Below are 24,363 nucleotides of genomic sequence, written 5' to 3'. Positions count from 1 at the left end.
CTTGCCGTTCAGCTAACGGTTCCCGTCATCAGGGTCCGTAGAGGACTTTCACCTCCAAGTCAACGATTGACCACCACGATCAATCATCTGGTGCTTACGCACCACGCGCCATGCCTGGCGCACCAATAGAGGGATCGGCCGCACGCCGATCCCTTCTTTTTGTGTACCCGCCCCGCTCATCCCCCTCGCTAGTCGTACGCCGTTTCCCGCTTCGGTTGCATGGGCACCTCGAAACTGACCTTGGTGCCCATCCCCGGTTCGCTTTCCACCCAGATCCTGCCGCCGTGCGCCTCGACGAAGTGCTTGGTAATGCTCATCCCCAGGCCGGTGCCGCCGATCGAAGTATTCGAGGCATCCCCCCGATAGAACTTGTCGAAGATGCGGATTCTCTGTTCCGAGGTCATGCCGATCCCCTGATCCTCCACCGCAACCTTGAGCAGCTCGTTCGAACACTGGACGGTCATGCGGATCAATCCCCCCTGCGGGGAATATTTGTAGGCATTGCTCAGCAAGTTGTCGAGAATCTGCTCCAGCTTGCGCCGGTCGACCCGCACCCGGCATACCTTGTCGGGCAGGTGCAGCTTGAACAGATGGGGTCCGGACCGGTTCTGGTAGGGTCTGGCCACCTGCTCAACCAGGGAATTGAGGGCGCACTCGGTGACGAAAAGCTCCAGCGGACGCCCCGACTCGATACGACTGATGTCGAGCAGGTCGTCGACGATCTTCGAAAGCAGATCTGCCTTGTCGTAGATGTAGCCAAGGCTTTGCCGCTCCAGTTCGGGAGTAAGATCGGCGCGCTGATTGAGCAGCAGCTCGGAAAAACCGATGATCGCCGCCAAGGGGGTTTGCAGCTCGTGGGCGGCGGTGGAGACGAACTCCGACTTCATCCGTTCGATTTCCCGTTCTTGGGTCATATTGCGCAGCACGGTAATCATCCCGGAAAGGAACCCGTCGGCAGAAAGCAGGGGAGATGTACTACCCTGGTAGATCAACTCGCCTCCCCCCGCCGCGGGGAGTGCCACGTCGACCCGGGATTCTTCCGTCAGATCCCCCCGCAACGCTTCCAGCAGCCGGGAATCGGAAAGGGCCTGGTCGAGAGCCAGCCCTTGAGAGTTGTAGAGGCAGATCCCCAGAAGCTCTTCGGCGGCTCGGTTCATGAGAACGATCCGTTGCTCAGAATCGGTAACGATCAGCGGATCGGCCACCGACTGGAGGATGCCGTCCATCTTTCCCCGGGCATCCTCGGCCTCGGCCAGAGCTCGGCGCATGGCCTCCTCGGCCTGCTTGCGGTCAGTGATGTCGAGAAAGCTTTCGAGGAGATAACGACGGTCGCCAAGCATGACCGGCACCACGGTCTTGAGAATCAGCACGGAACTGCCGCCGGCCTGCTCTAGGGTGCATTCGGTGGTATCAATGCTCTTGCCGCCATCGGTAATCGGGCAGCCGGAGTGGTCCTTGGTGCAAATGTGGTTGAAGCATTCGGAGCCGAAAACCTTCTCCCGGGGGAGTTCAAGCATCTGCAAGGCATGTTGGTTGGCGTCGACAATACGGTGGCTTTTGGCATCGATCAGGACGATACCGGCCGGAACCGCCTCGAAGATCGTCGCCAGGCGGGCCTTGGCGTCGGCCAGAGCCTGTTCGCTGCGGATCCGTTCGGTGATGTCGTTATAGACCAGCACCACCTGCTCGATCGCGCCCTGCTGGTTTTTGATCGGAGAGCCGACCACATCGAAATAGCGCCCGCCCAACTTCCAGTTGCGACAACCAGCCGCCGCTGCGGAGCGCATCACGCGATCAAACACACAGGCTTCGTTGCGAACCTCGGTCGTACAGATCAGACCGGCGCAAAAGCGGCCGACTATTTCAACGCCTTGCGACAAAAAAAGTTCGCGCAGTTTAGCGTTGTAGGAGAGCACCCGCCCCTGGCTGTCGAGAACCATGAGACCGTTACCCGCCGCCTGGAAAATGGCGTCGATCTCATCCCGCGCCATGGCCAGTTTCTGATTGGTCTCGCGCAGGGTCTCGAGAATCCGCTCAAAGGTGAGGCTGACGATCCCGATGGGATCGAGACTCAGAAGCATCTCGTCATCCAACTCCTCGGGGCGCAGAGCACAGGTTCCCACCACTCCCAGCAGCTGATCGACCTTGTCGCGGATATAGCGAATGCTCCGCGTCTGCCAGTCACGCAAGCAGGCATTTTCCTCCCGCAACCGGGCGATTTCTTCCTCGGTCCCCAGCCCCGCAGTTGCTTGAATATCGTTCATACTTGCCGCTCTTTAGCAATCACGATCTGGTAATACCCTTGTTCCTTAAGAACGCTGACCGCAAACCCCATGCTTTTCACCATCGGCGGGATGGTGCCGGTGGCGTCGCGGGCGTCGGTCTTGATGACCATACGCAAGATACCGGCCTTGAGCCGGTCGAAATTGCCGTTGACTTCCTTGAGAGTCGTCAGCAAAGTCGATGGGCAGACCTGTCCACGGATGTCAAGTTCCAGTTCGTCCATGGGCGTTGCCGTCATTGGCCCTCCCGTCAGCAAATGACATATCGCCGCAACACCACACTCCCCAGCCAGGCGCCAGGAAAAAGTCCGGCGACAAAAAGCAGACTCTGCCCGGCAAGGATGGGCAGGCCACCCATGAGATGCCAGACGTTGCAGGCTGGTGCCATGCGTGCCGCAAACCCCATCAGAGTACCACCAACAAAAGCCCACAGACACTGCTTTATCGGCACGCGGGCGTAAAACCGCCACTCCCCCAAGCGCAGGGCGGAAAGGGCCGCTCCGCAGAGAATTCCGGCAATCAACGGAAACTGAGCGAGGGCGATACCGTCCAGGTGGGGACCGGGGCCGCCCTTCAGGGGAAGACCCCAGAGGGGATGGATAAAGTTCAGAGGCTCCGCAGCGAAAAAGGCCAGATTAGCCACATGCCCGGGAACGATGAGGTTCTCCAGCATCCCGGCAAGCTTGGCATAGGCGGTCGTCACGCCCATGGGCATGCCGATAACCAGGGTCGAGGCGAAACTGAGCAAAGCCAGCAGAAGCGCGGCTTTCCAGGGTTGCAGATGGCCCTCGGCGTAGCTTTCCTGATGGAGCAGCCCCTGCCGCGCCCAGCGAAGCAGCCAGAAACCGGCAACGACGACAAGGGGCGCGAGCAGCGGCAGGAGGGGAAGGCCGAGTATCTGTGGCAGGGTAACGGTAGAAGCAAGGTGGCCCCGCCGCGCCAGATCCGTCCACCAAGGGTGGATCTCGGCGTAGAGGGCGCTCCCCGCAAGCAGTCCGGCGAAAGCAACCAGACTCGGCAACCGGCCCACGGCCATTTTATAGAGGGTGCCGACCACGCAGCCGCCGACCAGCACCATGCCGAAACCGAAGAGCATGCCGCCTAAGGGGTTGACCAGGGAAGGCGGCCCGAAGAGGGGGAAGGGAACGGGCCGAGCAGGCGGCCGGCTTCGTAAAGGGGCATGGCGGCTACCGCCAGAAGCAGCAAAATGCGCAACATCCGCCCCTGGCGGAAGAGAAAGAGATCGCGAAAGGCGCTGGCCAGACAGAAGTCGGAACGGTGCATGACACATCCAGCCAGGGTGCCGACCGCAAAAAGTGCAAAAGCCAACAACCAGATCATGACACGATTCCGGCCCCTCGAATGCGCCGCTATTTCAGCAGAAAGTCGTCGACCATTGCCACCAGTTCGGAAATCTGCGGCTTGCTGATGTAGCCGTCGGCGCCAACCTGCTGGCAATGGGTCACCATCTGTTCAGTGATGAGCGAGGAGAACATGATTACGGGAATGTGGCTAAGCAGGGGGTCTTCCTTGATCCGGCGGCAAAGGGTCAGACCGTCCAGCTTGGGCATCTCGATGTCGGAAATCAGCAGGTCGAAGAGCTGCTCCTGATCGGCGACACCTTTCTTCAAATTTTTCTTGCGCGCCAGGATCTCATCATAACACGCCTCGCCGTCGACAAAAGCGCAAACCTGCGTATAGCCCGAAGCGTGGAGAATGCGCAGAATGCTGTCACGGATGATCGTTGAATCCTCGGCCATAAACAGACGACACTGACCGCGCCGCTCTTCCAGACTGAGACCTGTGGGCGCCGATACGGGCACCGTCTCCGGGGCATGGTAGGAAAGCCCCGCCTCGGGGTCGAGTTCGGCGACAATATGTTCGAGATCGACAATGAGAATCTCGCGGCCGTCAATGGCGAAGCTGCCGGTGAAGCGCGGCTTGTAGCGGCCGATAAAAGTGGAGAGCGGCTGAATATTCTTCCAGGAAATGCGGTGGATCTGGTTGACGCCATCGACCAGAAAACCGTTGACACAGCGGTTGAACTCGCAGACCAGCACCACCCGACGTCCTGCGGTCGGTTCCGCCCCGCTGGCATCGCGTCGCAGGTGGATGTTGAGATCAATAAGGGGAATGGTGTTGCCACGCACCAAAAAAGTGCCGACCACCGACGGCTGACTTTCCGGAAGAATGGTGGTCTTGGCCTCGTCGTAGGGGATGATCTCCCGCAATTTGTGGACGTTGATGCCGAAGGATTGGGAGCCGAGATAGAATTCGATGAGTTCGATTTCGTTGGTTCCGCTTTCCAGAAGAATCCCCTGCTTTTCCGCTACCGTACTCATTGCGCGACTCCTCTACAAACGCCCGTAAATGACATTCAGCCCGGAATAAACGGGAGGGGCATGATTACCCCTCCCCGAAACGAAAACCCGCTCTGCCTGTATCGCCTAGTTGTCATACCCGATGGCCAGGGACGGAGACCGCCTGCCGGAACCGGATCTCCCCGCATCGCCCTTGAGCTTGAAGCGCCGCAGCATCTCCTGCATGTTCGCGGCATGGGAGGCCAGTTCCTCGGCAGCGGCGGCACTCTCCTCGGCGTTGGCGGTATTCTGCTGGGTGACCTGGTCGATCTGTCCGAGCCCGATATTGATTTCCGAAATACCTTGCGCCTGCTCGTTGGAAGAAGCGGCGATCTCGGCCACCAGATCGGTGACCTTACCGATACCGCTGACGATTTCGCTCAATGCCTCGGCGGTCTTGTCGGCAATCTGCGAACCGGAGGAAACCTTCGCCACCGACCCCTCGATCAGTTCCGCAGTCTCTCGAGCGGCCTTGGCGCTGCGCGCCGCCAGGTTACGCACCTCTTCGGCGACAACCGCGAAGCCCTTGCCATGCTGTCCGGCGCGGGCCGCTTCCACCGCCGCGTTCAGAGCGAGAAGGTTGGTCTGGAATGCAATCTCATCGATGGTCTTGATGATCTTGGAAATATTCTGGCTCGAAGCGTTGATTTCGGCCATGGCATCGATCATCTCCAGCATGTGGGTATTCCCACCTTCCGCCGATTGACGAGCCTGTTCCGCCAATTTGCTGGCTTGGCCGGAGTTTTCGGCGTTACGTCTGGTCTGGGAACCCATTTCATGCATGGTGCTGGTGATTTCCTCCAGCGAAGCGGCCGATTCGGTGGCCCCCTGGGAGAGAGACTGGCTGGCATCGGAAACCTGGACGCTTCCCGAGTTGATCTGGTTTCCCAGAATCTGTATCCGAGCCATCAGTTCGTTCAGATCCTCTCCCATCTTTTTCAGCGCATGACGAATGACATCCCGCGAATCATGGGGATGGACCTCAAAAGTCAAATCTCCCGCCGCCAGCTTTGTCAAATTTCCGACAATTTCCTTCTCGAGGATCTCGGAGAAGTCATCGATCGCCCCAGCAATCCGGCCGATTTCGTCCTTTTGCTGGAGATTCAGCCGCCGGTCCAGATGCCCTTGGCTCAGCTCCGCCATCAGATCGACCACTTGCGCCAAGGGTTTGCGCACCATCCGGCCGAGCAGCACGATGACCCCGAAGGTGGCGATCAGCAACCCGCCAAGGCCGGTCACGCCGCCAGTCATGAGGCTGTCCCGGCGGGCATCAGCGAGGGAGGCGGCGACCCGCGCTTCTCCCTGGCGCAACTTATCCAAGGCGAAACGCAGGTAAAGAACGCCGGCGACACTGCCAACGGGTGAACCCTCATGACATTCGACACATTTCGGTTCGATGATCTCCGGGAGCAGCAACAAAAGAGCATTGCCCTCCTCTTTTTCGACGACCTCGGACGAACTTCCCGCCAGGCTCGCCAAGTCGGTACGGCTGCCCTTGGCGGCGGCCACACTGGAATAGTGAACCGTCCCCTGGGGATCGGTCAGGCCGACCTCAAGAACGCCCGGAACCTGACCCAGGTCGGCGATCAGTTCATCGAAAACATCCATCTCGCCCCGCTCCAGGGAGCCGGTCGTCCCCGCCTCGAGGCTGGCAAAGACGCTGTGCGCCTGATTCTGGGCGCCTTCGCGCAAGGCCGTAAGAGTTTCTTCGCCGCTGGCCTCAAGCAGGTGATTAGCGCGTAGGGTGCTGACCAAGGTGCTGACGATGAAGACCGCCAAAAGCACCAGCGAAAGAAAACCGCCGACCTTGATCTGGATGCTTTGTGTGTTCAGTAACATGTGATTTCTCCCCGTTTGGAGTGGCATAAACAAAACGACAGCGTTGACGCATATTAAGCAAATCATGTGCCAAATCTAACAGAGGAGACTTAGTCCCTCTTGGCCCCGGGCACTGCAAGCACCGCTGGCAACAGGGCCAGAACAGCTCCGCCCTTTAAATGGGATATTTATCTCGGCAGACGAGGAATTTACCCGCGTCTCTGACGCGGGCAAAATAACGGTGTTTATCTGCGAAAAAACCCTGTCAACGAATCGACAAAAAGTATGTGGAAGGTCGGTTTTACGACAGAACAAACCTGTTTTTTGACCGATGCGAAATGGTCGTCGTCTCTGGATGAGGTGAGGAGGAAAAGAGCGGGGAAAGGGAAATCACAACCGGGTTACCCCAGATGAAGGGAGTTGAGCGCCCTGCACAAAAAACCCCCCGCGAAATTTCGCGGGGGGTTTTTTGTGCAGGGCGGGGCGAACCGATGATCAGATGCGCCGCACGTTATTGGACTGGGGCCCTTTCTGGCCCTGAGTGACTTCGAAGCTCACGCGATCGCCTTCGGCGAGGGACTTGAAGCCGTCGCTCTGAATCGCGGAGAAATGCACGAAAACGTCCGGACCATTATCCTGCTCGATGAAACCGAAACCCTTCGCGTCGTTGAACCACTTTACCGTACCTTCAGCCATGATTTTCTCCATCCTTGTCGTTCCCCCTCGGGGAACGTACATGTCGCGCGGCCATTTGCCCCTAAAAGCAAAAAACGCAGCCCAAGAAGGGTCTGCGTGTTTTATTCCGAAACGACACCTCGTCGTTGCGGCGGGCCAAAAACCTGCACGAACTTTCCTAAGTGCGCGAACCCTAGCACGGCCCTCAAACAAAGCGCAACTTTTTTTCGGCAATTCCCGAAAAAAAGATTTTCTTTATCCCTCCTCTGCCGAATCCCCCTCTGTCCGGACCTCGGTCCGGCGATACCAGGCGGTAAAATCGTCGACCGTGAGAGGCCGGCTGAAGTAATATCCCTGACCGCGATAGCAGCCTTTCGCCTGAAGAAAGGCGATCTGCTCCGGGGCTTCAACCCCTTCGGCGATGACCTCCAGACCCATGCTGCGAGCCAGGGCGATAACCGACGTGGCGATGGCGGCGTCGTTGTGATCGGTGATAATGTCGCGCACGAAGGACTGGTCGATCTTCAAAGTCGAAACGGGCAACCGCTTGAGATAGCTCAGAGAGGAGTAACCGGTGCCGAAGTCGTCGATGGCCAGCCGCACCCCCATGGTATTGAGCTGCTGAAGAATTTCGATGACCGCTTCGATATCGTACATGATGGAACTCTCGGTGATCTCCAGTTCCAGCCAGGCGGGATCGAGGCCGGTTTCATCAAGGATCTCCCGGACCGTGCGCACCAGTTCGATCTGCCGGAACTGCCGGGCCGAGATATTGACGGAGACGCGAATGGGCGGCAGCCCCATCGCCTGCCAGGCGCGATTCTGGGCGCAGGCGTTGCGCAACACCCAAACGCCGATGGGGAGGATCAGCCCCGAATCCTCGGCCAGGGGGATAAAATCGCCGGGCGGCACCATCCCCTGTTCGGGATGCCGCCAGCGCACTAGGGCCTCCATACCGACCAGTGCGCCGCTGGCCATGTGCACCTGGGGCTGGTAATAGAGAACCAGCTGCTCGTCATCGATCGCCTTGCGCAGTTCCGTCTCCAGGATCAGCAACTCGCCGGCGCGGAAGTTCATATCCGGGGTGTAGAATTGGAAGTTGTTGCGCCCCTGTTCCTTGGCCCGGTACATGGCGACATCGGCGGCCTTGAGCAGACTGGCGACGTCCTCGCCGTCAGCCGGAACGAGGGCGATACCGATGCTGGTGGTAACATACAGAACATGGGGGGGAATGGCGATGGGCGGCGCCAGGGAATGGAGGATTTTCTCGGCGATATGGGCGATATCCTTGAGTTCGCGCAAATTTTCGAGAAGAACGACGAATTCGTCGCCGCCGAAGCGGGCGACCAGGTCGGACTTGCGCAGGCAGGCGGTGAGCCGGGCGGAAACCTCGCGCAGCACCTGGTCGCCGATTTCATGCCCCAGGGAATCGTTGATCGTCTTGAAACGGTCGAGATCGAGAAAGAGAATGGCCGCCATCAACCCGGACCGGTGGGTTTCGGCAATCGCCCGGCGCAGGTGGCTCTGGAAGAGGACCCGGTTGGGCAGGCCGGTAACCTGATCGTGATGGGCGAGGTACTGCAGATGTTCCTCGTTGCGCCGTAGGCTCTCCTCGATAGTGATGCGGTCGGTGATTTCGGAGAGGGTGCCGATATAGCCGATCGCCTCCCCCGCTTCGTTCCGCTCCGGCACCGCCTCGCCCATGACCCAGGCCAGGGAACCGTTGCCGCGATCAAAACGAAAATCTTCCTTGAAGGGGAAACGGGCCGCGTACGCCTTTCGCCAGGCTCCCTCGACCCTTCCCCGATCCTCGCAGTGAACGGCAGCGAGCCAGCCGTCCCCCAGGGCCGACTCCCGGCACATGCCGAGCATGTCGAGGCCGCGCCGGTTGATATAGGAACATTGCCCCCTGCCATCGGCGTAGAAGATGCCCACGGGCGAATGTTCTACCAGGGTCCGGTGCCGCCGTTCGAGTTGTGCAAGGGTCTTGCGGGTCTCTTGGTAATCGGTGATGTCGATAATGCTCACCGGCACCTGGCTCCAGGCCTCGTCCTCCCGGGGGATGGGCAAAGAGATGAAGGTCGCGAGCCGAGTGCCGTCGAGACCGCGCATGGGAACCTCGGCGCTGAAGCTTTCGGCCCCTTCCCAGACGGCACAAAGCGCTTCGGCCAATACCGGCAGGGATTCCGCCACCCAGGTTCGCGAAAGGCCGGCAATCAGCGCCTCTTTTTCGGCCGCGCGAAAAATTTTCAGGCTCGCCGCGTTGACGTCGTTGACCCGGATTTCCGCCGCCAGTTCGGCAATTTTCTCCGGATGTTCGGCAAGAAAAGCCCGCAGATCGGAAATACCGTCGGCGCGCAGCGCCGTCAGCGCTCGCCGGACGCCGCGCAGATCCTCATCCCAGATGGAAATGGCAACCCCCTCGAAAATACCGCGATAGCGGGACAGATGGTCGCGGGCCGCGAGTTCGGCCCGTTGGCGCTCGGCGATTTCACGATGCAGTTCCTCACCGCGCCGAACCAACTCCAGGGTCTTGCGCCGCACCTGAAAACGGGTTGCCAATGCCAACCCCGCGAGCAGAACCAGCATCCCGACCGCGCCGACCGCCGTGGGCGGCAGCCAGGCGGGCAGAGCCGTCGCAGCTTCCTCACGAATCCAGCGAGCCAAGCTCTGATGATAGAGGGAGTCGGGTGCGGCTTTCAGATCCGCCAGGTGGCGGTCGACGGCGACGCGCAGGGAGTCATCAGCCGCCAGGGAAAAGACGAAACGCAGCTCGATAGGGCTGATCAGAACCGGACTTTTCCTGAGTTGATAGTCACCGGCATAGTGATCAAGAAAAAAGCGGTTGGCCAGGGCGGCATCGGCGCGACCGTCAAGCACCGCCGGCAGAATTTCGGTCATGTCGGCGACTTCAAGAAAATTCACTGCGATATCCAGACGCTTCACCAGTTCCCGTAAACCGGTGGGGCCGGTGGCGAAGATGCTGCTCGGCACCATCGCCACGGTCTTCCCTTTCAGATCGAAAACCGATGCGATTTGGGCTCCCGGCCGAACCAGCAGTTGCCCCCAGTTGGCAAGAACCGTTTCCTGTGAAAAGTCGTAGAGCCCGTTCCGCTCCTCGCTGTAACCGACGCCGGTGATCAGATCGACCGTCCCCTCCCTGAGCCAGGCGAAACAATCGGAAAAGCTTCCGGGCCGATACTCCAGGCGCCAATCCTCGCGCCGGGCGATCTCCTCCAGCAGTTCGGGAAAGATTCCCCGCGCCTGCCGGGCCTCGCGATCCCAGGCCGCCATCGACAGATTGTCGAAGATCCCGACGCGAACGCTGCGCGCGGCCGCGGCAGGTTCCGGCCCGAGACAAAGAAACAGAAGCAGAAAAAGCAGAAAGCGACGAATCATGAAAGAAACTCTGTCATCCTTTTGACGTTTTTATGCATAAAACTTATCCCTCCGGTTACGTATGCAAGAATCGTTCGTTTTTCTCCTGCGGGAGGAAATCTCCATCCGGCGCTAAAGGTCCGCCATAAATCGGTTATGCTTTACAAAGACGTCAATCTCCTCAGGATAACCGCCATGACCGTCTCAGCCATCCCCACCACACCCTCGCCCACCCTGCTGGCAGCCGTCCGCCAATTCAACGAAGGCGCCTATTTCCGTTGCCACGAAACCCTGGAAGTGCTCTGGCAGGATGAGCCGGGGCCGATCCGCGCCGTCTATCAGGGGGTGTTGCAGATCGGCATCGGCCTGCTCCATTGGCAGCGAGGCAACCATCCCGGGGCACGTCTGCTGCTGGCTCGCGGTAACGAACTGCTGTATCCCTTTCTCCCGACGGCCCTAGGCCTGGATCTGGCCGGTCTGCGCGCCGCCGTGGTCGCGTTGCTCGAACTTCTTGACACCCCATCCGAAGCGCCGCCCTTCCCCAAAGAGCGGACCCCGCACCTTCACCTGACCGATGTCACGACCAGAGAAAGGTCGTAGCGCCCTTTTGCAGCCGGATGGGTGGACAAGCATCGGCGGCCCGGTATAATGAGAGCGATTTTCGACCTTTGATGGGATATGAGCGACGGGAGTTGACCATGCGATTCGAGCAGACCCGGGATGCGCTTGTGCATGTGGAAGAGTTTCACCGGCTGGCGGCACACCTCTATGGTGAACTCGCGGGACAGACCAAAGCGCGCGTCGTCATGCTCCTCGACTATCTGAGCCGTCATGAGGTAAAACTGGCCGACAACCTGTGCAATCTTATTGGCGATCTCCCTCCCCAGATCCTGAAGGGCTGGTTCAAGTACAGTCATGACACGGACATCCTGCTCCCCCTCGCCGAGGCTCGCCAGAATCCGCCGCGAGACTTCGACGAAGCCCTCGATCTCGCCTTCCGCCTCGACGGAAAGCTGCTGGAGTTCTATCAGGAGATGATCGAGCAATCTCCTTCCATCGAGGCCCGTGAGATTTTCATCAACCTTCTGGGTCAAGAGATGAAGGAAAAGCAGAAGCTGATGCGCGGCGCCCTGAGCCTGCTCGACCTGTAAAAGACAAGGGACAAAACCGGTGAGACACATCCGCCTGAAACAAGGATTCGACCTCCCCTTGGCCGGTGCTCCGGAACAGCGCATTTGCGATGGCCCGGCGATTCGCCGCGTCGCTCTGCTCGGCCCTGACCACCCCGGGCTGCGCCCCTCCCTGGCCGTCGCCGAAGGGGATCGGGTGCGCCTCGGCCAGCCCCTCTTTTGCGATCGCCGTGATGAGCGCATCCGCCATACCGCCCCGGGCGCCGGACGGGTGACGGCCATCCATCGCGGCGACAAGCGCGCGCTGCTGGCGGTGGAGATCGAACTGGGAGGGGAGGAGGAGGAAGATTTCGTCGCCTATCCCGACGCGGAACTCGACCGGCTCGGTCATGCGCAGGTGGTCGAAAACCTCCTCGCCTCGGGACTCTGGACCGCCCTGCGAACGCGCCCCTTCGGCAAGACGCCCCTGCCCGACCAGGTGCCCGACGCCCTCTTCGTCACCGCTATCGACACCCAACCCCTGGCCGCCGATCCCCGCCTCATCATCGCCGAACGCCCGGACGATTTCCGCAACGGTCTGCGGGTGTTGCGTCACCTGACCGACGGCCCCCTTTACCTTTGCCTCGGCCCGGGCCCGGAGCCGGCCGTGCCGCACGGCATCGAACGGGTGCAGTTCAACGGCCCTCATCCGGCCGGACTGCCGGGAACCCACATCCACCGGCTGGTTCCCATCACTTCCGGCCGGGTGGTCTGGCACCTGGGTTATCAGGATCTGCTCGCCATCGGGTGCCTCTTCACCAGCGGCCGTCTCAACCCCGTCCGGGTCATCGCCCTGACCGGACCGGGGATTACCCGCCCGCGCCTGGTCCGCACCCGTCTGGGAGCCTCCTGCGCCGATCTGCTGCGGAACGAAAATGTCGCCGCCGACCAGCGCGTCATCGCCGGTTCGGTACTGCACGGCCGCCCGGCGGAAGGTCCGCTCGCCTTTCTCGGCCGCTTCCATCTGCAAGTCTGCGCCCTGCCGCGAAGCAGCGGTTCCCGGCCGCGCCTCTCTTTGCTCAATCCGCTGCGGGCCTGGCTCCCCCAGAAAAAGACCTACAACCTCGACAGCCAAGGCCACGGCACGGCCCAGGCCATCTTTCCCGATGGCCGCTACGAACGGGTGATGCCCTTCGATCTGATGCTTCCCTACCTGCTGCGCGCCCTCGCCTGCGGCGATGTTGAGGAGGCGCGAGCCCTGGGTTGTCTGGAACTGGAGGAAGAGGATCTGGCCCTCTGCTCCTTCGTCTGCCCAGGCAAGAATGATTTTGGCCCCATGCTCCGCGCCGTCCTGGAGGAGATCGAGAAAGAAGGATGAAGACCACCGACCCAAAAGAGACAACCTCGGCTCTACGCATCCTGCTCGGCTGGGATGAGGAGAAGGAAACCACCGACGCACCGCTGGTCCGCGATCACGTCAATCTGAGCCGAATCATAGGCTCCGTGCTGCTGGCCCTTCTCCCCTGCTTCATGACGGCCCTGTGGAACCTCGGTCGGCAGATGCATCTGGCCATGGCGGGCGAAGGGCTCGAGGCCCTCTTCGACTGGCGCGAGGCGATCTTCCAAGGCCTGGGGCTGAGCCACGATCCCTCATCCCTGACCGCCAACCTGCTCCTCGGCGCCCTCTATCTGCTGCCGACCCTGCTTCTGTGTGCCCTCACCGCCCTCTTCTGGGAGGCCCTTTTCTCCCGGGCCCGGCGCCAGGCGCTGAATGCCGCCTGGCTGGTGAGCGTGACCCTACTGGCCCTGATCCTGCCGCCGGCGCTCCCTTGGTGGCAGATCATCCTCGGCGTCTCCTTCGGGACGGTGCTCGGCAAGGAGGTTTTCGGCGGCACCGGTCGCAATTTCATCAATCCGGCCCTGACCGCCTATGCCTTTCTTTTTTTCGCCTATCCCGCCGGTTTCGCCGCCGACAGCGCCTATATCCCCATCGACGGCGTAACCAGCGCCACCCCTCTGGCCCTGGCCGCCTCCGGCGGCCTGACCGAACTCGGCGCCGCCCTGAGCTGGAGCCAGGCCTTCTGGGGCGCCATCCCCGGCGCGCCGGGAGAGACCTCGACAGCGGCCTGCCTGCTCGGCGCCGTGATCCTGCTGGCCGCAGGCGTGGCCAGCTGGCGGATCATGCTCGCCGGACTGCTTGGCGCCTTCGCCCTGGCGAGTCTGCTCCATGCCCTGGGGGGGAACGGTAACCCCATGCTGACCCTCCCCTGCCACTGGCATCTGGTTCTCGGCAGCCTTGCCTTCGGTCTGATCTTCATGGCCACCGACCCGGTCTCCGCGGCCCTCACCCGGGTCGGCCAGTGGTGGTACGGCCTGCTGATCGGTGCCATGATCATTCTGGTGCGGGTCTTCAATCCCCTCTTTCCCGAAGGAACGATGCTCGCCATCCTCTTCGGCAACGTCTTCGCGCCGGTGATCGACCGCTTCGTGCTGCTTTTCCATATCCGGCAAAGGAAGTCCCGTCATGGCCAATGATTCCGTCGGCCGCACCCTGCTGGTCGCCTTTCTCGTCTGTTTCGTCTGTTCGCTCCTGGTCTCGGCGGCGGCCGTGGGCCTGCGTACCATTAAGGAAAGGGACGCCCGCCTCATCACCTACCGCCAGGTGCTCACCGTCGCCGGCCTGCTCGACGACGATCCGGAAGCCGTCTGGGATGCCCGGGTGGAGGTAAAACTGGTGGAACTGGCCGACGGCCGTTACCGGGAGGATGTCGATCCCTGGAGCTTCAATCCCCGGCGCGCCGCCGCCGACCCCAAGCGCAACTATCCCATCCCCGCCGAACTCGATCTGGCCGAGATTAAGACCCGGGCGCGCCAGTCGCCGGTCTATCTCATCCGCGATGGGGAAAGCCTGAGCCAGGTGATCCTGCCGGTGCACGGCAAGGGGCTCTGGTCGACCCTCTACGGCTACCTGTCCCTGGCCCCCGACCTGACCACGGTCCAGGGCTTCGCCTTCCACGAACACGGTGAAACCCCCGGCCTCGGCGGCGAGATCGACAATCCCGCCTGGCTGGCCCAGTGGCCCGGCAAAGAGGTGCGTGACGCCCAGGGCCGACCGATCATCGAAGTTCTCAAGGGCAAGGTCGAGGCGTCGGACCCTCTGGCCCGCCACCGCATCGACGGACTCTCCGGCGCCACCATCACCTCGCGCGGGGTGACCAACCTGTTGCGCTACTGGCTCGGCGAGGACGGTTTCGGTCCCTACCTGCGCCGACTGGCCGAAGAAGGAGGCACCCATGGCTAAACTCAAGGAAACCCTTTTTCGCCCCCTCTTCGACAATAACCCCATCGCTCTGCAGATTCTCGGCATCTGCTCGGCCTTGGCGGTCACCGGAAGGATGGAGACGGCCCTGGTCATGTCTCTGGCGGTGACCTGCGTGGTTGCCCTGTCGAGCACGATCATCAGCCTGATCCGCCGGCAGATTCCCGACAGCATCCGCATCATCGTGCAGATGACCATCATCGCCTCGCTGGTCATCATCGTCGACCAGGCGATTCAGGCCTTTGCCCCTGATCTCAGCCGCAAACTCTCGGTCTTCGTCGGCCTGATCATCACCAACTGCATCGTTCTCGGCCGCGCCGAAGCATTCGCCATGAAACATGCGCCCGGCGCCAGCTTTCTCGACGGCCTCGGCAACGGCCTCGGCTACAGCCTGGTGCTGCTCGTCGTCGCCAGCCTGCGGGAGATCTTCGGCGCCGGCACCTGGTTCGGCCTGACCGTACTCAAAACCACCCAGAGCGGCGGTTGGTACGTTCCTAACGGGCTGATGCTGCTGCCGCCGAGCGCCTTTTTCATCATCGGCTTGCTGATCTGGGCGCTGCGCACCTGGAAACCGGAACAGATGGAAAAGGATTAAGACCATGTTCGAAAACTACCTCGACATCTTCATCCGCGCCGTCTTTATCGAGAACATGGCGCTTTCCTTCTTCCTCGGCATGTGCACCTTCCTCGCCGTCTCGAAGAAGGTGGAAACGGCCGCCGGACTTGGCTTGGCAGTCGTCGCCGTGCAGACCATCACGGTGCCGGTCAACAGTCTCATCCACCGCTACCTGCTGCGCGAGGGAGGGCTCGCCTGGGCCGGACTGGAAGGAGTCGACCTGACCTTCCTCGGCCTGATCTGCTACATCGGCGTCATCGCCGCCATCGTGCAGATTCTTGAACTTTTCCTCGACAAACACATGCCCCGGCTCTATGCCGCCCTCGGCATCTTTCTGCCGCTGATTACCGTCAACTGCATGATTCTCGGCGGCTCGCTCTTCATGGTCGAGCGCAACTACGACTTCGGCGAAAGCCTGGTCTTCGGCTTCGGCAGCGGCAGCGGCTGGGCGCTGGCCATCATCGGCCTGGCCGGCATCCGCGAGAAGCTCAAATACAGCCGGGTTCCCGCCGGACTGCGGGGGCTGGGGATCACCTTCATCGTCGCCGGACTCATGTCCCTGGCCTTCATGGCCTTTTCCGGCATTAAACTGTGAGGCGCACGGCGCCCACCGGCAGCAAGGCAATGGCGTTATGACCGAAATCATTCTCGGGGTGTCCCTCTTCACCGGCATCATCCTGCTGCTGGTCGCCCTGATCCTGGTGGCGCGGGCCTTCCTCGCCCCCCATGGCCAGGTCACGCTGACCATCAACGACGATCCGGACAAATCCCTCAAGGTCAAGCCGGGAGGGAAGCTGCTCACCACCCTCGGCGCCCAGGGCATCTTCATCCCCTCGGCCTGCGGCGGCGGCGGCACCTGCGGCCAGTGCCGGGTCAAGGTACTCGCCGGCGGCGGCGCCATCCTCCCCACCGAAACCAGCCACATCAACCGCCGTGACGCCCGGGAAGGGACGCGCCTCGCTTGCCAGGTTCCGGTCAAACAGGATCTGCACCTGCTCCTGCCCGCGGAGATCTTCGCTATTCGCAAGTGGTCGTGCACGGTGCGCTCCAACCGCAACGTCGCTTCCTTCATCAAGGAGCTGGTGCTGGAACTCCCCCCCGGCGAGGACGTGAATTTCCGCGCCGGCGGCTATATCCAGATCGAGGCGCCGCCCCACGAAGTCGCGTACCGGAACTTCGACATCGATGAGCGCTTCCGCCCCGAGTGGGACCGCTTCGAGCTCTGGCAGTACCGTTCCAGGGTCAAGGAACCGATCCAGCGCGCCTACTCCATGGCCAACTATCCCGAAGAAAAAGGGATCATCATGCTCAACGTGCGCATCGCCAGCCCGCCGCCGCGCCATTCCGAGGTGCCGCCCGGTCAGATGTCCTCCTACATCTTCAACCTCAAGCCGGGGGATCAGGTCACCATCTCCGGCCCCTACGGTGATTTCTTCGCCAAGGAGACGGACAAGGAGATGGTCTTCATCGGCGGCGGCGCCGGCATGGCGCCCTTGCGCTCGCACATCTTCGATCAGCTGCTGCGGCTGAAGAGCACGCGGAAAATTTCCTTCTGGTACGGCGCCCGCAGCCGGCTGGAGCTTTTCTACGCCGAGGAATTCGAAAAGCTCGCGGCCGAGCACGGCAATTTCAGCTGGCACGTGGCCCTCTCCGAACCCTTGCCCGAGGATCAGTGGGACGGCCCCACCGGCTTCATCCACAACGTCCTTTACGAGCACTACCTCAAGACTCACCCGGCGCCGGAGGAGTGCGAATACTACCTGTGCGGCCCGCCCATGTTCCTCCTTTCCACCCGGGATATGCTGGAAAACCTCGGCGTGGAGAGGGAAAACATCCTCTACGACGATTTCGGCATGTAGCCATGAAGATTTTTTTCCTCAGCCTGATCATCTTTTTACTCAGCTTCGCCGGTCTCTCTGCCGGGCTTCTGCTCGGTCGGCGCGAACCGCGACGCACCTGCGGCGGCGGCAAGAGGAGTTGCAGCTGCGCCTCAGCCGGAGAAGGTCCGGCGCGCTGCCCGGACGCCCCGCGCCCTTCCTGAATCTCCGCAAAGTTCGCGGGCGGCGGGAATCAGCGGTTGACAGCGCCCCGCATCCTCCCATATAGTTGATTCATCGACGAAAGGGCAAACCCGGGGCAACCCGGCGACGCAAAACCACGGATCCGAATCCTTCGGATGGCTGGGTTATCGAATCGAACGGGCCACCACTCCACCCGCCTGTGTCGATCCGCAGGCGGGTTTTTTCATGGAATGGCCCGCGCACTTGAAGGAGGTCATAATGAACGTCAATGGCGCAGCAAACGCAACGGCTGGACTTTCCATCCTGAAAAAGGCCAACGAACAACCGAAGGTCGCTCTCGAAGTCATGCAGAAATCCATGCAGGGCATCGAGCAGGCCCAATCCCCGGCGAAAATTCAAGATTCCAGCTTGGCCGAAATGACCGGCAAGGGGAAACTCATCAACGTCAAAGCCTGAGGTTCTCGCCCCTGGCACAAAAAAGCCCCCGCGTCCATCTGGCTGCGGGGGCTTTTTTGTGCCAAAGAAAGAGTGATATCGATCAGGACAACCGTGCCCGGAAATCCTCGTAGCCGAAGCGGCGGATGACCCGCAGCTCGCCGCTGGTCGGCTCATAGGTGCAGATGGCCGGATGCTGGATGCCGTTGAAGGTGGTGGTCTTGACCATGGTGTAATGGGCCATGTCCTCGAAGGCCAGGCGGTCGCCGGGCTTGAGCGGCTGTTCGAAGGACCAGTCGCCGATCACGTCCCCGGCCAGGCACGACGGCCCGGCCAAACGGTAGATATGCGGTTTGGCTCCGGGATCAAAACCACCGGTGATGCCGGGGCGGTAGGGCATTTCCAGCACGTCGGGCATGTGGCAGGTGGCGGAGACATCGAGAATGGCGATCTTCATCTCGTTTTCCACCACATCCAGCACCTCGGAGACGAGCACGCCGGTGCCGATGGCGATAGCTTCCCCCGGCTCCAGGTAGACCTCCAGGCCGTACTTCCCCTTGAAGTATTTGATCAGCTCGACCAGGCCGTCGATATCGTACCCTTCGCGGGTGATGTGATGGCCGCCGCCGAGGTTCAGCCACTTCATCCCCGGCAGAAAAGCGCCAAACTTCTCCTCGAAGGCTTTCGCTGTCCGCGCCAACGGCTCGAACAACTGTTCGCAGAGGGTGTGGAAATGCAGCCCTTCAACCCCTTCTAGGGAGCGCCCGTCAAACTCCCGCCGGGGGATGCCGAGACGGGATTTGGGGGCGCAGGGATCGTAGAGGGGGGTATGCCCTTCAGAATGCTCGGGATTGACCCGCAGGCCGATGGAAACCCGCCCCCGTTCCTTTTCCCAGAGCGGCCGAAAACGCTCCAGCTGGTTGAAAGAGTTGAAGACCAGGTGGTTGGAGATGAAGAGCAACTCCACCACGTCCGACTCCTTGAAGGCGGCGGCGAAGCTGTGCACCTCACGGCCGAATTCCTCGCGCCCGAGGCGAGCCTCCCAGGGGGAAGAGGCACAGACCCCGTGCAGGGTTTCGCGAATGAGGGGAAAGACGCTCCACATGGCAAAGGCCTTGAGCGCCATGAGGATCTTCGCCCCGCTGCGCTTCTGCACCTCGTCGAGAATGGCGAGATTATGCCGCAACCGTCCTAGGTCGACTACATAGGCGGGAGAGGGAGCGAATTGCAGGATTTTTTCGATATCGACACCGATCATCGCTTTGCCTTTACGCCGAGATGCCGTGCGATGGCATCGGAAAAAAGCTGAAAATCGTCAAGATGCCGCCGCAGGATGAGCACGACGATCTCCGCATCGACGGCTTCATCCTGATGCACAACGACATTCCTGAATTTGGCCATTTTCTCCATCACGGCGGTCTGTTCCGCCGTCAGAATGCCGTTCTCACCCAGAACACGAAAGGTGTCGGCATAGGTTTCCGGGGTCCGCAGCGCCCCGTCGGAAATGACATGACCGGCGATATCGGCGCAGAGCTCGATCATCATCTGCAGGGTTCGCTCAACGATACGCTGAACCTTCCAGTCGCTTTGATAATCCTCCACCGGCACCGAGGAGAACTCAGAAACCTGCTTCTGGTAATCGTCCAGAGATGCCAGTTTGCGCAGGATAAGTGCCACATCCATCAATACGCAAATCTCCTGAAGAGAATTTCCTGCTCCCTGCGGCTGAAATCAAAAAATTCCCGCAGCATACGCGACTCGAAGGCGTGACGGAGATAGGGCTGTTTGTCCGCGATGATGCGCCGGGCGCCGAGAATTCTTCCGACGAGACTCAATGGCGCGCTATTCAGCACCACCAGATCGAAGGCATCCGTCCCGAGAACATCCGCCACCAAACCGGACAACTCGGCCCTGACCTCCGCCCCCGTCGACCCCGAAGCGAGATAAGCGGCAATATCCACGTCGGCAAGGGGTTTCGGCGCCCCTTTCGCCAAGCTTCCGAAGAGATAGGCAAAAACGATCCGGTCATCCCCCTCGAATGCGGAGCCCAGCTTTTCGACACGGAAGAAAATGTCGCTCGGCAGCCTGCCTTTCATCCTCACGAATATCCTCGAAAGTTAGTTGGTTACAGCTCCGGCCAGTCGCCGCCGTCGACCACCACCGTCGGCAGGCCCATGGGGTCGAGTACTTCGAGGAACGGCTCGGGATCGAACTGTTCCATGTTCCAGACCCCCGGCGCATGCCACTGGCCGGTGAGCATCATGATGGCGCCGACCACTGCCGGCACGCCGGTGGTGTAGCTGATCGCCTGGGATTTCACCTCGCGGTAGCAGGCCTCGTGGTCGCAGATGTTGTAGAGGTAGACCTGCTTACGCTTGCCGTCCTTCAGCCCCCGGGCGATAATGCCGATGCAGGTCTTGCCCTTGGTCAGCGGCCCGAGACTGCCGGGATCTGGGAGGAGCGCCTTCAGGAACTGGATCGGCACGATCTTCTGCCCCTGAAACTCGACCTCGTCGATGCGGGTCATACCGACGTTCTGCAACACTTCGAGATGCTTCAGGTAATTATCCGAGAAGGTCATCCAGAACTGGGCCTTCTTGATGGTCGGGATGTGCTTGACGATGGACTCCATCTCCTCGTGGTAGAGACGGTAGATGTTCATCGGCCCGATGCCGTCGGGAAAATCGAAAACCCGCTTGGTGGAGAGGGCCGGAGTCTCCACGAACCGGCCGTTCTCCCAGTGGCGGCAGGCGGCGGTCACCTCGCGGATATTGATCTCCGGGTTGAAGTTGGTGGCGAAGGGCTGGCCGTGACTGCCGGCGTTGGCGTCGATGATGTCGAGTTCTTCGACCACATCGAGATACTTCTTCGCCGCCAGGGCGGTGTAGACGTTGGTCACGCCGGGATCGAAACCGGAACCGAGCAGGGCCATGAGCCCGGCCTGCTTGAATTTGTCCTGATAGGCCCACTGCCAGGAGTACTCGAACTTGGCGGTATCGAGCGGCTCGTAGTTGGCAGTATCGAGATAGTCGACGCCGGTCGCCAGGCAGGCCTCCATGATGTGCAGATCCTGGTAAGGCAGAGCCACGTTGATGACCAGTTTCGGCTGCACCTTCCGGATCAGCGCCGTCAGTTCCGGCACGTTGTCGGCGTCAACCTGGGCGGTGGCGATGGGCGTGGCGATCTGCGCGGCAATGGCATCACACTTGGCCTGGGTGCGCGAAGCCAGGGTGATTTCGCTGAAGATATCACGTCGCTGGGCGCATTTATGGGTAACGACCTGGCCGACCCCACCGGCGCCGATAATCAGAACCTTGTTCATCGCTGTTCTCCGTTCGTCAAGGGATGGCCTGAGCAGGCAAGACGCCGCCTCATTCAGGCTGGATTAAAAAGTAAATGTGAATGGTAACATCGTTTCCCGGCAAATAATAACAGATTTTTCCCCAACGGCAGGGGAACGGGGGAGAACCCGGGACGATTCCCCCAAATGCGCTATGCTTGAAGAAAAGTCCGTGGAGAAACCGCCATGACCCGCCTCTTTCGCTTTCTCGAACCAACCTTCTTTGCCGGGCTGATCGACGATCCCTGCTTGGTGGTCCGCGACCGCCCCATCCACAAAAGCATCCTCCTTGACTGCGGGGCCCTCCATCACGTCGCCAAGCGGGAGATGAAGCCGGTGCAAGCGATCTTCGTCAGCCACGCCCACATGGACCACTTCATGGGCTTCGACACTTTTCTCCGCCAGGTTATTGCCAACCCTCGCACCGTAGAGCTGTTCGGCCCGCCGGGCATGGCCGAGCGGGTAGCGGGACGTCTCGCCGGCTACGACTGGAATCTGGCCGAGCCCTACTGGTGCACGCTGCTGGTGCATGAAGTCCATCCGGAGCAGATTCTCTCCGTCCGCTTTGCCGGGCCGGAAGGATTCCGCCGGCACGAACTGGGCGCGGCCCCCCGCACGGAGGCGGTCATCTACCGTCACAACCACCTGGAGGTAGCGGCGGAAATCCTCGATCACGGCATTCCGGTCCTGGCCTTTCGCGTCTGGGAGCGAAAAATCTTCGCCCTGGACGGAGCCACCCTGACGGCCCTGGGCCTACTGCCGGGAGTGTGGATGGAAGAACTCAAACGACGCTTTTTCGAGGATTGGCCCGAAGCACCGCCGCTACGGATCATGCGCATGGGAACGGAAGGCCCTCGGGAGGAAACTGTTGCCGACGCCGCGGCCTTCTACGGACAAATCCGCGCCGTGCCCCAGTCGCCGAGCCTCGGCTATCTCACCGACTGGGGCTGGTCTCCGGAAAACCTCGAAAAGGTGCGGCGTTTCATGACCGGGGTCGACCTGCTCATCGGTGAATGCGCCTTCCTCCGCGCCGAGGCGTCCAGGGCCCGCACCTCCCGCCACCTCTGCACCGCCGACTGGAACCGGCTTCTCGCCGAACTGCGTCCCCGCGCCTTTTTGCCCATGCACCTATCTAAAACCTACCTGAGACGCAGTGCGGAACTGTATGCGGAACTCGCGCCGCCCCCCGAAACGGAGATCCTCACCCTCCCCGAACACCTCGCTCCCCGCCCCTTGCACGCCCAGGAGGCGTGCGTTCTGAGGCGTCTTACGCGACAAACGAGCTAAGCGCCGACGTTCTTCCAGGCCGGAATCGGCCAGCGGCAACTTGCCCCCGACCCCCTTTCGGGCATACTTGACGGCAACGCTTATTGTCACCATCTCTTGCAAACAGGCCAATATTTCATGCATCCCTATCTTCGCGCGACTTTCTGGATTTCCCTTTACCTGCTTCTCGTCCAGGCACCGCTCTTTGTCCTGCTGCTCGGACCAAAACCCGCCGGCAGCGGCTTTTGGTTCGATCTCTCATTGGCCCTGGGTTTCGCCGCCACCACGATGATGGCGATCATGTTCCTGCTCACCGCCCGCTTTCAGCGGGCCACCGCCCCTTTCGGCATCGATCTTGTCTACTATTTCCACCGCCTCACCGCCATCGGCGCCTTCGCCTTCGCCACCCTCCATCCCCTGCTCCTTTTTCGCGAGGAACCGGCGCTGCTCGGAGTGATGCGTGCCGGCACATTGCCTCTGCATCTGTGGACAGGACTCGTTGCCTGGATGGCACTGGCAGCGCTGATGACCTCTTCCCTGTGGCGCCAACAGTTGTGCATTCACTACGACGCCTGGCGCGTCGCCCATCTGCTGCTGGCGCTGACGGCGCTGCTGTTCGGAACGGCGCACATCGTCGAGGTCGGCCATTACACCACCGGCCCCTGGAAGACCGGGTTGTGGCTGGCTATCGCCCTCTCCTGCCTGGCCGTGGCCGTCCGTGTCCGGCTGGTCAAGCCTTTGCAGCTGCTGCGCCGCCCCTGGCGGGTGATCCGGGTCATCGAGGAGCGCGGCAGCGCCTGGACTCTGGTCCTGCGCCCTGAAGGGCACGGCGGCTTTCGTTTCCTGCCGGGACAGTTCGCCTGGCTGACCTTGCGAAGTTCCCCCTTCGCCATGCGCGAACATCCATTCTCCATCTCCTCCAGCGCCGCCGTTCCCAGGGAAATTGCCTTCACCATCAAGGAACTGGGGAATTTCACCCGCCGCATCGGCGAAATCCAGGTGGGAGAGAGAGCCTGGCTCGACGGCCCTTACGGCACCTTCAGCATCGATATCAGCCGGGCGCCCGGCTACATCTTTGTCGCCGGCGGGGTCGGCATCGCCCCGATCATGAGCATGCTGCGCACCCTCGCCGAGCGCGACGACGGCCGCCCTCTGCTCCTTTTTTACGCCTACCACACCTGGGAGCGGACGACCTTCCGCGAAGAGCTGGAGGCTTTGCGCGAACGCCTCGACCTGAACATCGTCTATGTCCTGAGCGAACCTCCCACCGACTGGACCGGGGAACGGGGCCTGCTGCGCGAAGAGATCTTCGCCCGCGACCTCCCCGCCGACCGGGCCGAGCGGGAGTGTTTTATCTGCGGCCCCACGCTGATGATCACCGTGGCGGAACAAGCCCTGGCCCGACAGGGGATACCGCCCACCCACATCCATTCGGAAATTTTCGATCTGGTCTGAGGAGTTCCCATGCGCCTGCGCTTCGCCCAGCTTCTTGCCCTGGCAAGTACCCTGTCCCTGCTTCTCTTGGCGGTCCTTTTCGCCTTGGTGCAGAATCGATGACAACAATCGGATTGTAGGGTCAGCTCCCCGCGGCTGCCTTTTGAGACTCAATCACCGAAGATCGGGTAGGAGGCGGGGTTGCCCCCGCCGTCCTCCCACACCACCGTGCGTACGGTTCCGTACACGGCGGTTCACGTGACGTTCTGAAAGCGACGGTGGTGGTCAATTAAGGAGACCAACCCCGCTT

24 protein-coding genes and 1 riboswitch are annotated in these 24,363 nt (G+C 61.3%); of the genes, 12 read left to right on the top strand and 12 right to left on the bottom strand.

Annotation, left to right across the window (positions count from 1 at the left end; translation table 11 throughout):
- Window positions 1-188: 188 nt before the first annotated feature.
- From RBR25_RS15130 to RBR25_RS15095, 8 genes are all read right to left on the bottom strand, one after another.
- The gene (locus RBR25_RS15130) at window positions 189-2,264 is read right to left on the bottom strand and encodes a PAS domain-containing sensor histidine kinase (protein WP_432820391.1); all 2,076 of its coding nucleotides are present in this window, start codon (window positions 2,262-2,264) and stop codon (window positions 189-191) included.
- The gene (locus tag RBR25_RS15125; RefSeq protein WP_432820390.1) at window positions 2,261-2,521 is read right to left on the bottom strand and encodes a sulfurtransferase TusA family protein; all 261 of its coding nucleotides are present in this window, start codon (window positions 2,519-2,521) and stop codon (window positions 2,261-2,263) included. Before RBR25_RS15125 ends, RBR25_RS15130 begins: the two co-directional genes overlap by 4 nt.
- Before the next feature lie 11 nt (window positions 2,522-2,532).
- On the bottom strand, window positions 2,533-3,378 hold the full coding sequence (locus RBR25_RS15120; RefSeq protein WP_432820389.1) for a YeeE/YedE thiosulfate transporter family protein: 846 nt from the start codon (window positions 3,376-3,378) through the stop codon (window positions 2,533-2,535).
- Between the two features lie 5 nt (window positions 3,379-3,383).
- Window positions 3,384-3,623, bottom strand: coding sequence for a YeeE/YedE thiosulfate transporter family protein (locus RBR25_RS15115; protein ID WP_432820388.1), 240 nt, complete (start codon window positions 3,621-3,623; stop codon window positions 3,384-3,386).
- Between the two features lie 29 nt (window positions 3,624-3,652).
- Window positions 3,653-4,624 (bottom strand): chemotaxis protein CheW, encoded by a 972-nt coding sequence (locus tag RBR25_RS15110; protein ID WP_432820387.1) that lies wholly within the window; start codon window positions 4,622-4,624, stop codon window positions 3,653-3,655.
- 105 nt (window positions 4,625-4,729) lie between these two features.
- On the bottom strand, window positions 4,730-6,481 hold the full coding sequence (locus tag RBR25_RS15105; RefSeq protein ID WP_432820386.1) for a methyl-accepting chemotaxis protein: 1,752 nt from the start codon (window positions 6,479-6,481) through the stop codon (window positions 4,730-4,732).
- 474 nt (window positions 6,482-6,955) lie between these two features.
- Window positions 6,956-7,156, bottom strand: coding sequence for a cold-shock protein (locus RBR25_RS15100; protein ID WP_432820392.1), 201 nt, complete (start codon window positions 7,154-7,156; stop codon window positions 6,956-6,958).
- 234 nt (window positions 7,157-7,390) lie between these two features.
- Complete coding sequence (locus RBR25_RS15095) at window positions 7,391-10,534, bottom strand: EAL domain-containing protein (RefSeq protein ID WP_432820385.1); 3,144 nt, start codon at window positions 10,532-10,534, stop codon at window positions 7,391-7,393.
- Window positions 10,535-10,708: 174 nt separating this feature from the next.
- Here RBR25_RS15095 and RBR25_RS15090 point away from each other — a divergent pair, with 174 nt between their 5' ends.
- From RBR25_RS15090 to RBR25_RS15045, 10 genes are all read left to right on the top strand, one after another.
- A complete protein-coding gene (locus tag RBR25_RS15090; protein WP_432820384.1) occupies window positions 10,709-11,113 on the top strand; it encodes a DUF309 domain-containing protein in 405 nt (134 codons plus the stop codon).
- Between the two features lie 98 nt (window positions 11,114-11,211).
- Window positions 11,212-11,664, top strand: a complete 453-nt coding sequence (locus RBR25_RS15085; protein ID WP_432820383.1) for a hypothetical protein — start codon at window positions 11,212-11,214, stop codon at window positions 11,662-11,664.
- Between the two features lie 19 nt (window positions 11,665-11,683).
- A complete protein-coding gene (locus RBR25_RS15080; RefSeq protein ID WP_432820382.1) occupies window positions 11,684-13,000 on the top strand; it encodes a Na(+)-translocating NADH-quinone reductase subunit A in 1,317 nt (438 codons plus the stop codon).
- Window positions 12,997-14,157 (top strand): NADH:ubiquinone reductase (Na(+)-transporting) subunit B, encoded by a 1,161-nt coding sequence (locus RBR25_RS15075; RefSeq protein WP_432820381.1) that lies wholly within the window; start codon window positions 12,997-12,999, stop codon window positions 14,155-14,157. Before RBR25_RS15080 ends, RBR25_RS15075 begins: the two co-directional genes overlap by 4 nt.
- Window positions 14,147-14,923 carry a Na(+)-translocating NADH-quinone reductase subunit C gene (locus RBR25_RS15070; RefSeq protein WP_432820380.1) on the top strand — a complete coding sequence of 259 codons (777 nt, stop codon included), beginning with the start codon at window positions 14,147-14,149 and terminating at the stop codon, window positions 14,921-14,923. The genes RBR25_RS15075 and RBR25_RS15070 overlap by 11 nt, the downstream gene beginning before the upstream one ends.
- Window positions 14,916-15,536, top strand: coding sequence for an NADH:ubiquinone reductase (Na(+)-transporting) subunit D (locus RBR25_RS15065; protein ID WP_432820379.1), 621 nt, complete (start codon window positions 14,916-14,918; stop codon window positions 15,534-15,536). The genes RBR25_RS15070 and RBR25_RS15065 overlap by 8 nt, the downstream gene beginning before the upstream one ends.
- A 4-nt stretch (window positions 15,537-15,540) precedes the next feature.
- Window positions 15,541-16,152: an NADH:ubiquinone reductase (Na(+)-transporting) subunit E gene (nqrE, locus tag RBR25_RS15060; RefSeq protein ID WP_432820378.1), complete on the top strand. Its 612-nt coding sequence runs from the start codon at window positions 15,541-15,543 to the stop codon at window positions 16,150-16,152.
- 37 nt (window positions 16,153-16,189) lie between these two features.
- Window positions 16,190-17,416, top strand: coding sequence for an NADH:ubiquinone reductase (Na(+)-transporting) subunit F (nqrF, locus tag RBR25_RS15055; protein WP_432820377.1), 1,227 nt, complete (start codon window positions 16,190-16,192; stop codon window positions 17,414-17,416).
- A 2-nt stretch (window positions 17,417-17,418) separates the two neighbouring features.
- Window positions 17,419-17,598, top strand: a complete 180-nt coding sequence (locus RBR25_RS15050; protein ID WP_432820376.1) for a hypothetical protein — start codon at window positions 17,419-17,421, stop codon at window positions 17,596-17,598.
- A gap of 73 nt (window positions 17,599-17,671) precedes the next feature.
- Window positions 17,672-17,750, top strand: a riboswitch (cyclic di-GMP riboswitch).
- A gap of 86 nt (window positions 17,751-17,836) precedes the next feature.
- On the top strand, window positions 17,837-18,034 hold the full coding sequence (locus tag RBR25_RS15045; RefSeq protein WP_432820375.1) for a hypothetical protein: 198 nt from the start codon (window positions 17,837-17,839) through the stop codon (window positions 18,032-18,034).
- Between the two features lie 82 nt (window positions 18,035-18,116).
- On the opposite strand, the gene nspC is transcribed toward RBR25_RS15045, so the two are convergent.
- The 4 genes from nspC to RBR25_RS15025 are packed head-to-tail and all read right to left on the bottom strand — an operon-like array spanning window position 18,117 to window position 21,335.
- On the bottom strand, window positions 18,117-19,271 hold the full coding sequence (nspC, locus tag RBR25_RS15040) for a carboxynorspermidine decarboxylase (RefSeq protein WP_432820374.1): 1,155 nt from the start codon (window positions 19,269-19,271) through the stop codon (window positions 18,117-18,119).
- The gene (gene hepT / locus RBR25_RS15035) at window positions 19,268-19,696 is read right to left on the bottom strand and encodes a type VII toxin-antitoxin system HepT family RNase toxin (RefSeq protein ID WP_432820373.1); all 429 of its coding nucleotides are present in this window, start codon (window positions 19,694-19,696) and stop codon (window positions 19,268-19,270) included. Before hepT ends, nspC begins: the two co-directional genes overlap by 4 nt.
- Window positions 19,696-20,109 (bottom strand): type VII toxin-antitoxin system MntA family adenylyltransferase antitoxin, encoded by a 414-nt coding sequence (mntA, locus tag RBR25_RS15030; RefSeq protein WP_432820372.1) that lies wholly within the window; start codon window positions 20,107-20,109, stop codon window positions 19,696-19,698. The genes hepT and mntA overlap by 1 nt, the downstream gene beginning before the upstream one ends.
- Before the next feature lie 29 nt (window positions 20,110-20,138).
- A complete protein-coding gene (locus RBR25_RS15025) occupies window positions 20,139-21,335 on the bottom strand; it encodes a saccharopine dehydrogenase family protein (protein ID WP_432820371.1) in 1,197 nt (398 codons plus the stop codon).
- A gap of 204 nt (window positions 21,336-21,539) precedes the next feature.
- On the opposite strand from RBR25_RS15025, the gene RBR25_RS15020 reads away from it, so the two are divergent.
- Window positions 21,540-22,640, top strand: a complete 1,101-nt coding sequence (locus tag RBR25_RS15020; RefSeq protein WP_432820370.1) for a ribonuclease Z — start codon at window positions 21,540-21,542, stop codon at window positions 22,638-22,640.
- Window positions 22,641-22,757: 117 nt separating this feature from the next.
- Window positions 22,758-24,074 carry a ferredoxin reductase family protein gene (locus RBR25_RS15015; RefSeq protein WP_432820369.1) on the top strand — a complete coding sequence of 439 codons (1,317 nt, stop codon included), beginning with the start codon at window positions 22,758-22,760 and terminating at the stop codon, window positions 24,072-24,074.
- Window positions 24,075-24,363: the final 289 nt, after the last annotated feature.

Origin of the sequence: Trichloromonas sp., from assembly GCF_034006665.1 — a bacterium.
Taxonomy (GTDB): Bacteria; Desulfobacterota; Desulfuromonadia; order Desulfuromonadales; family Trichloromonadaceae; genus Trichloromonas.
This window is presented reverse-complemented; position numbering and strand designations above follow the sequence as displayed.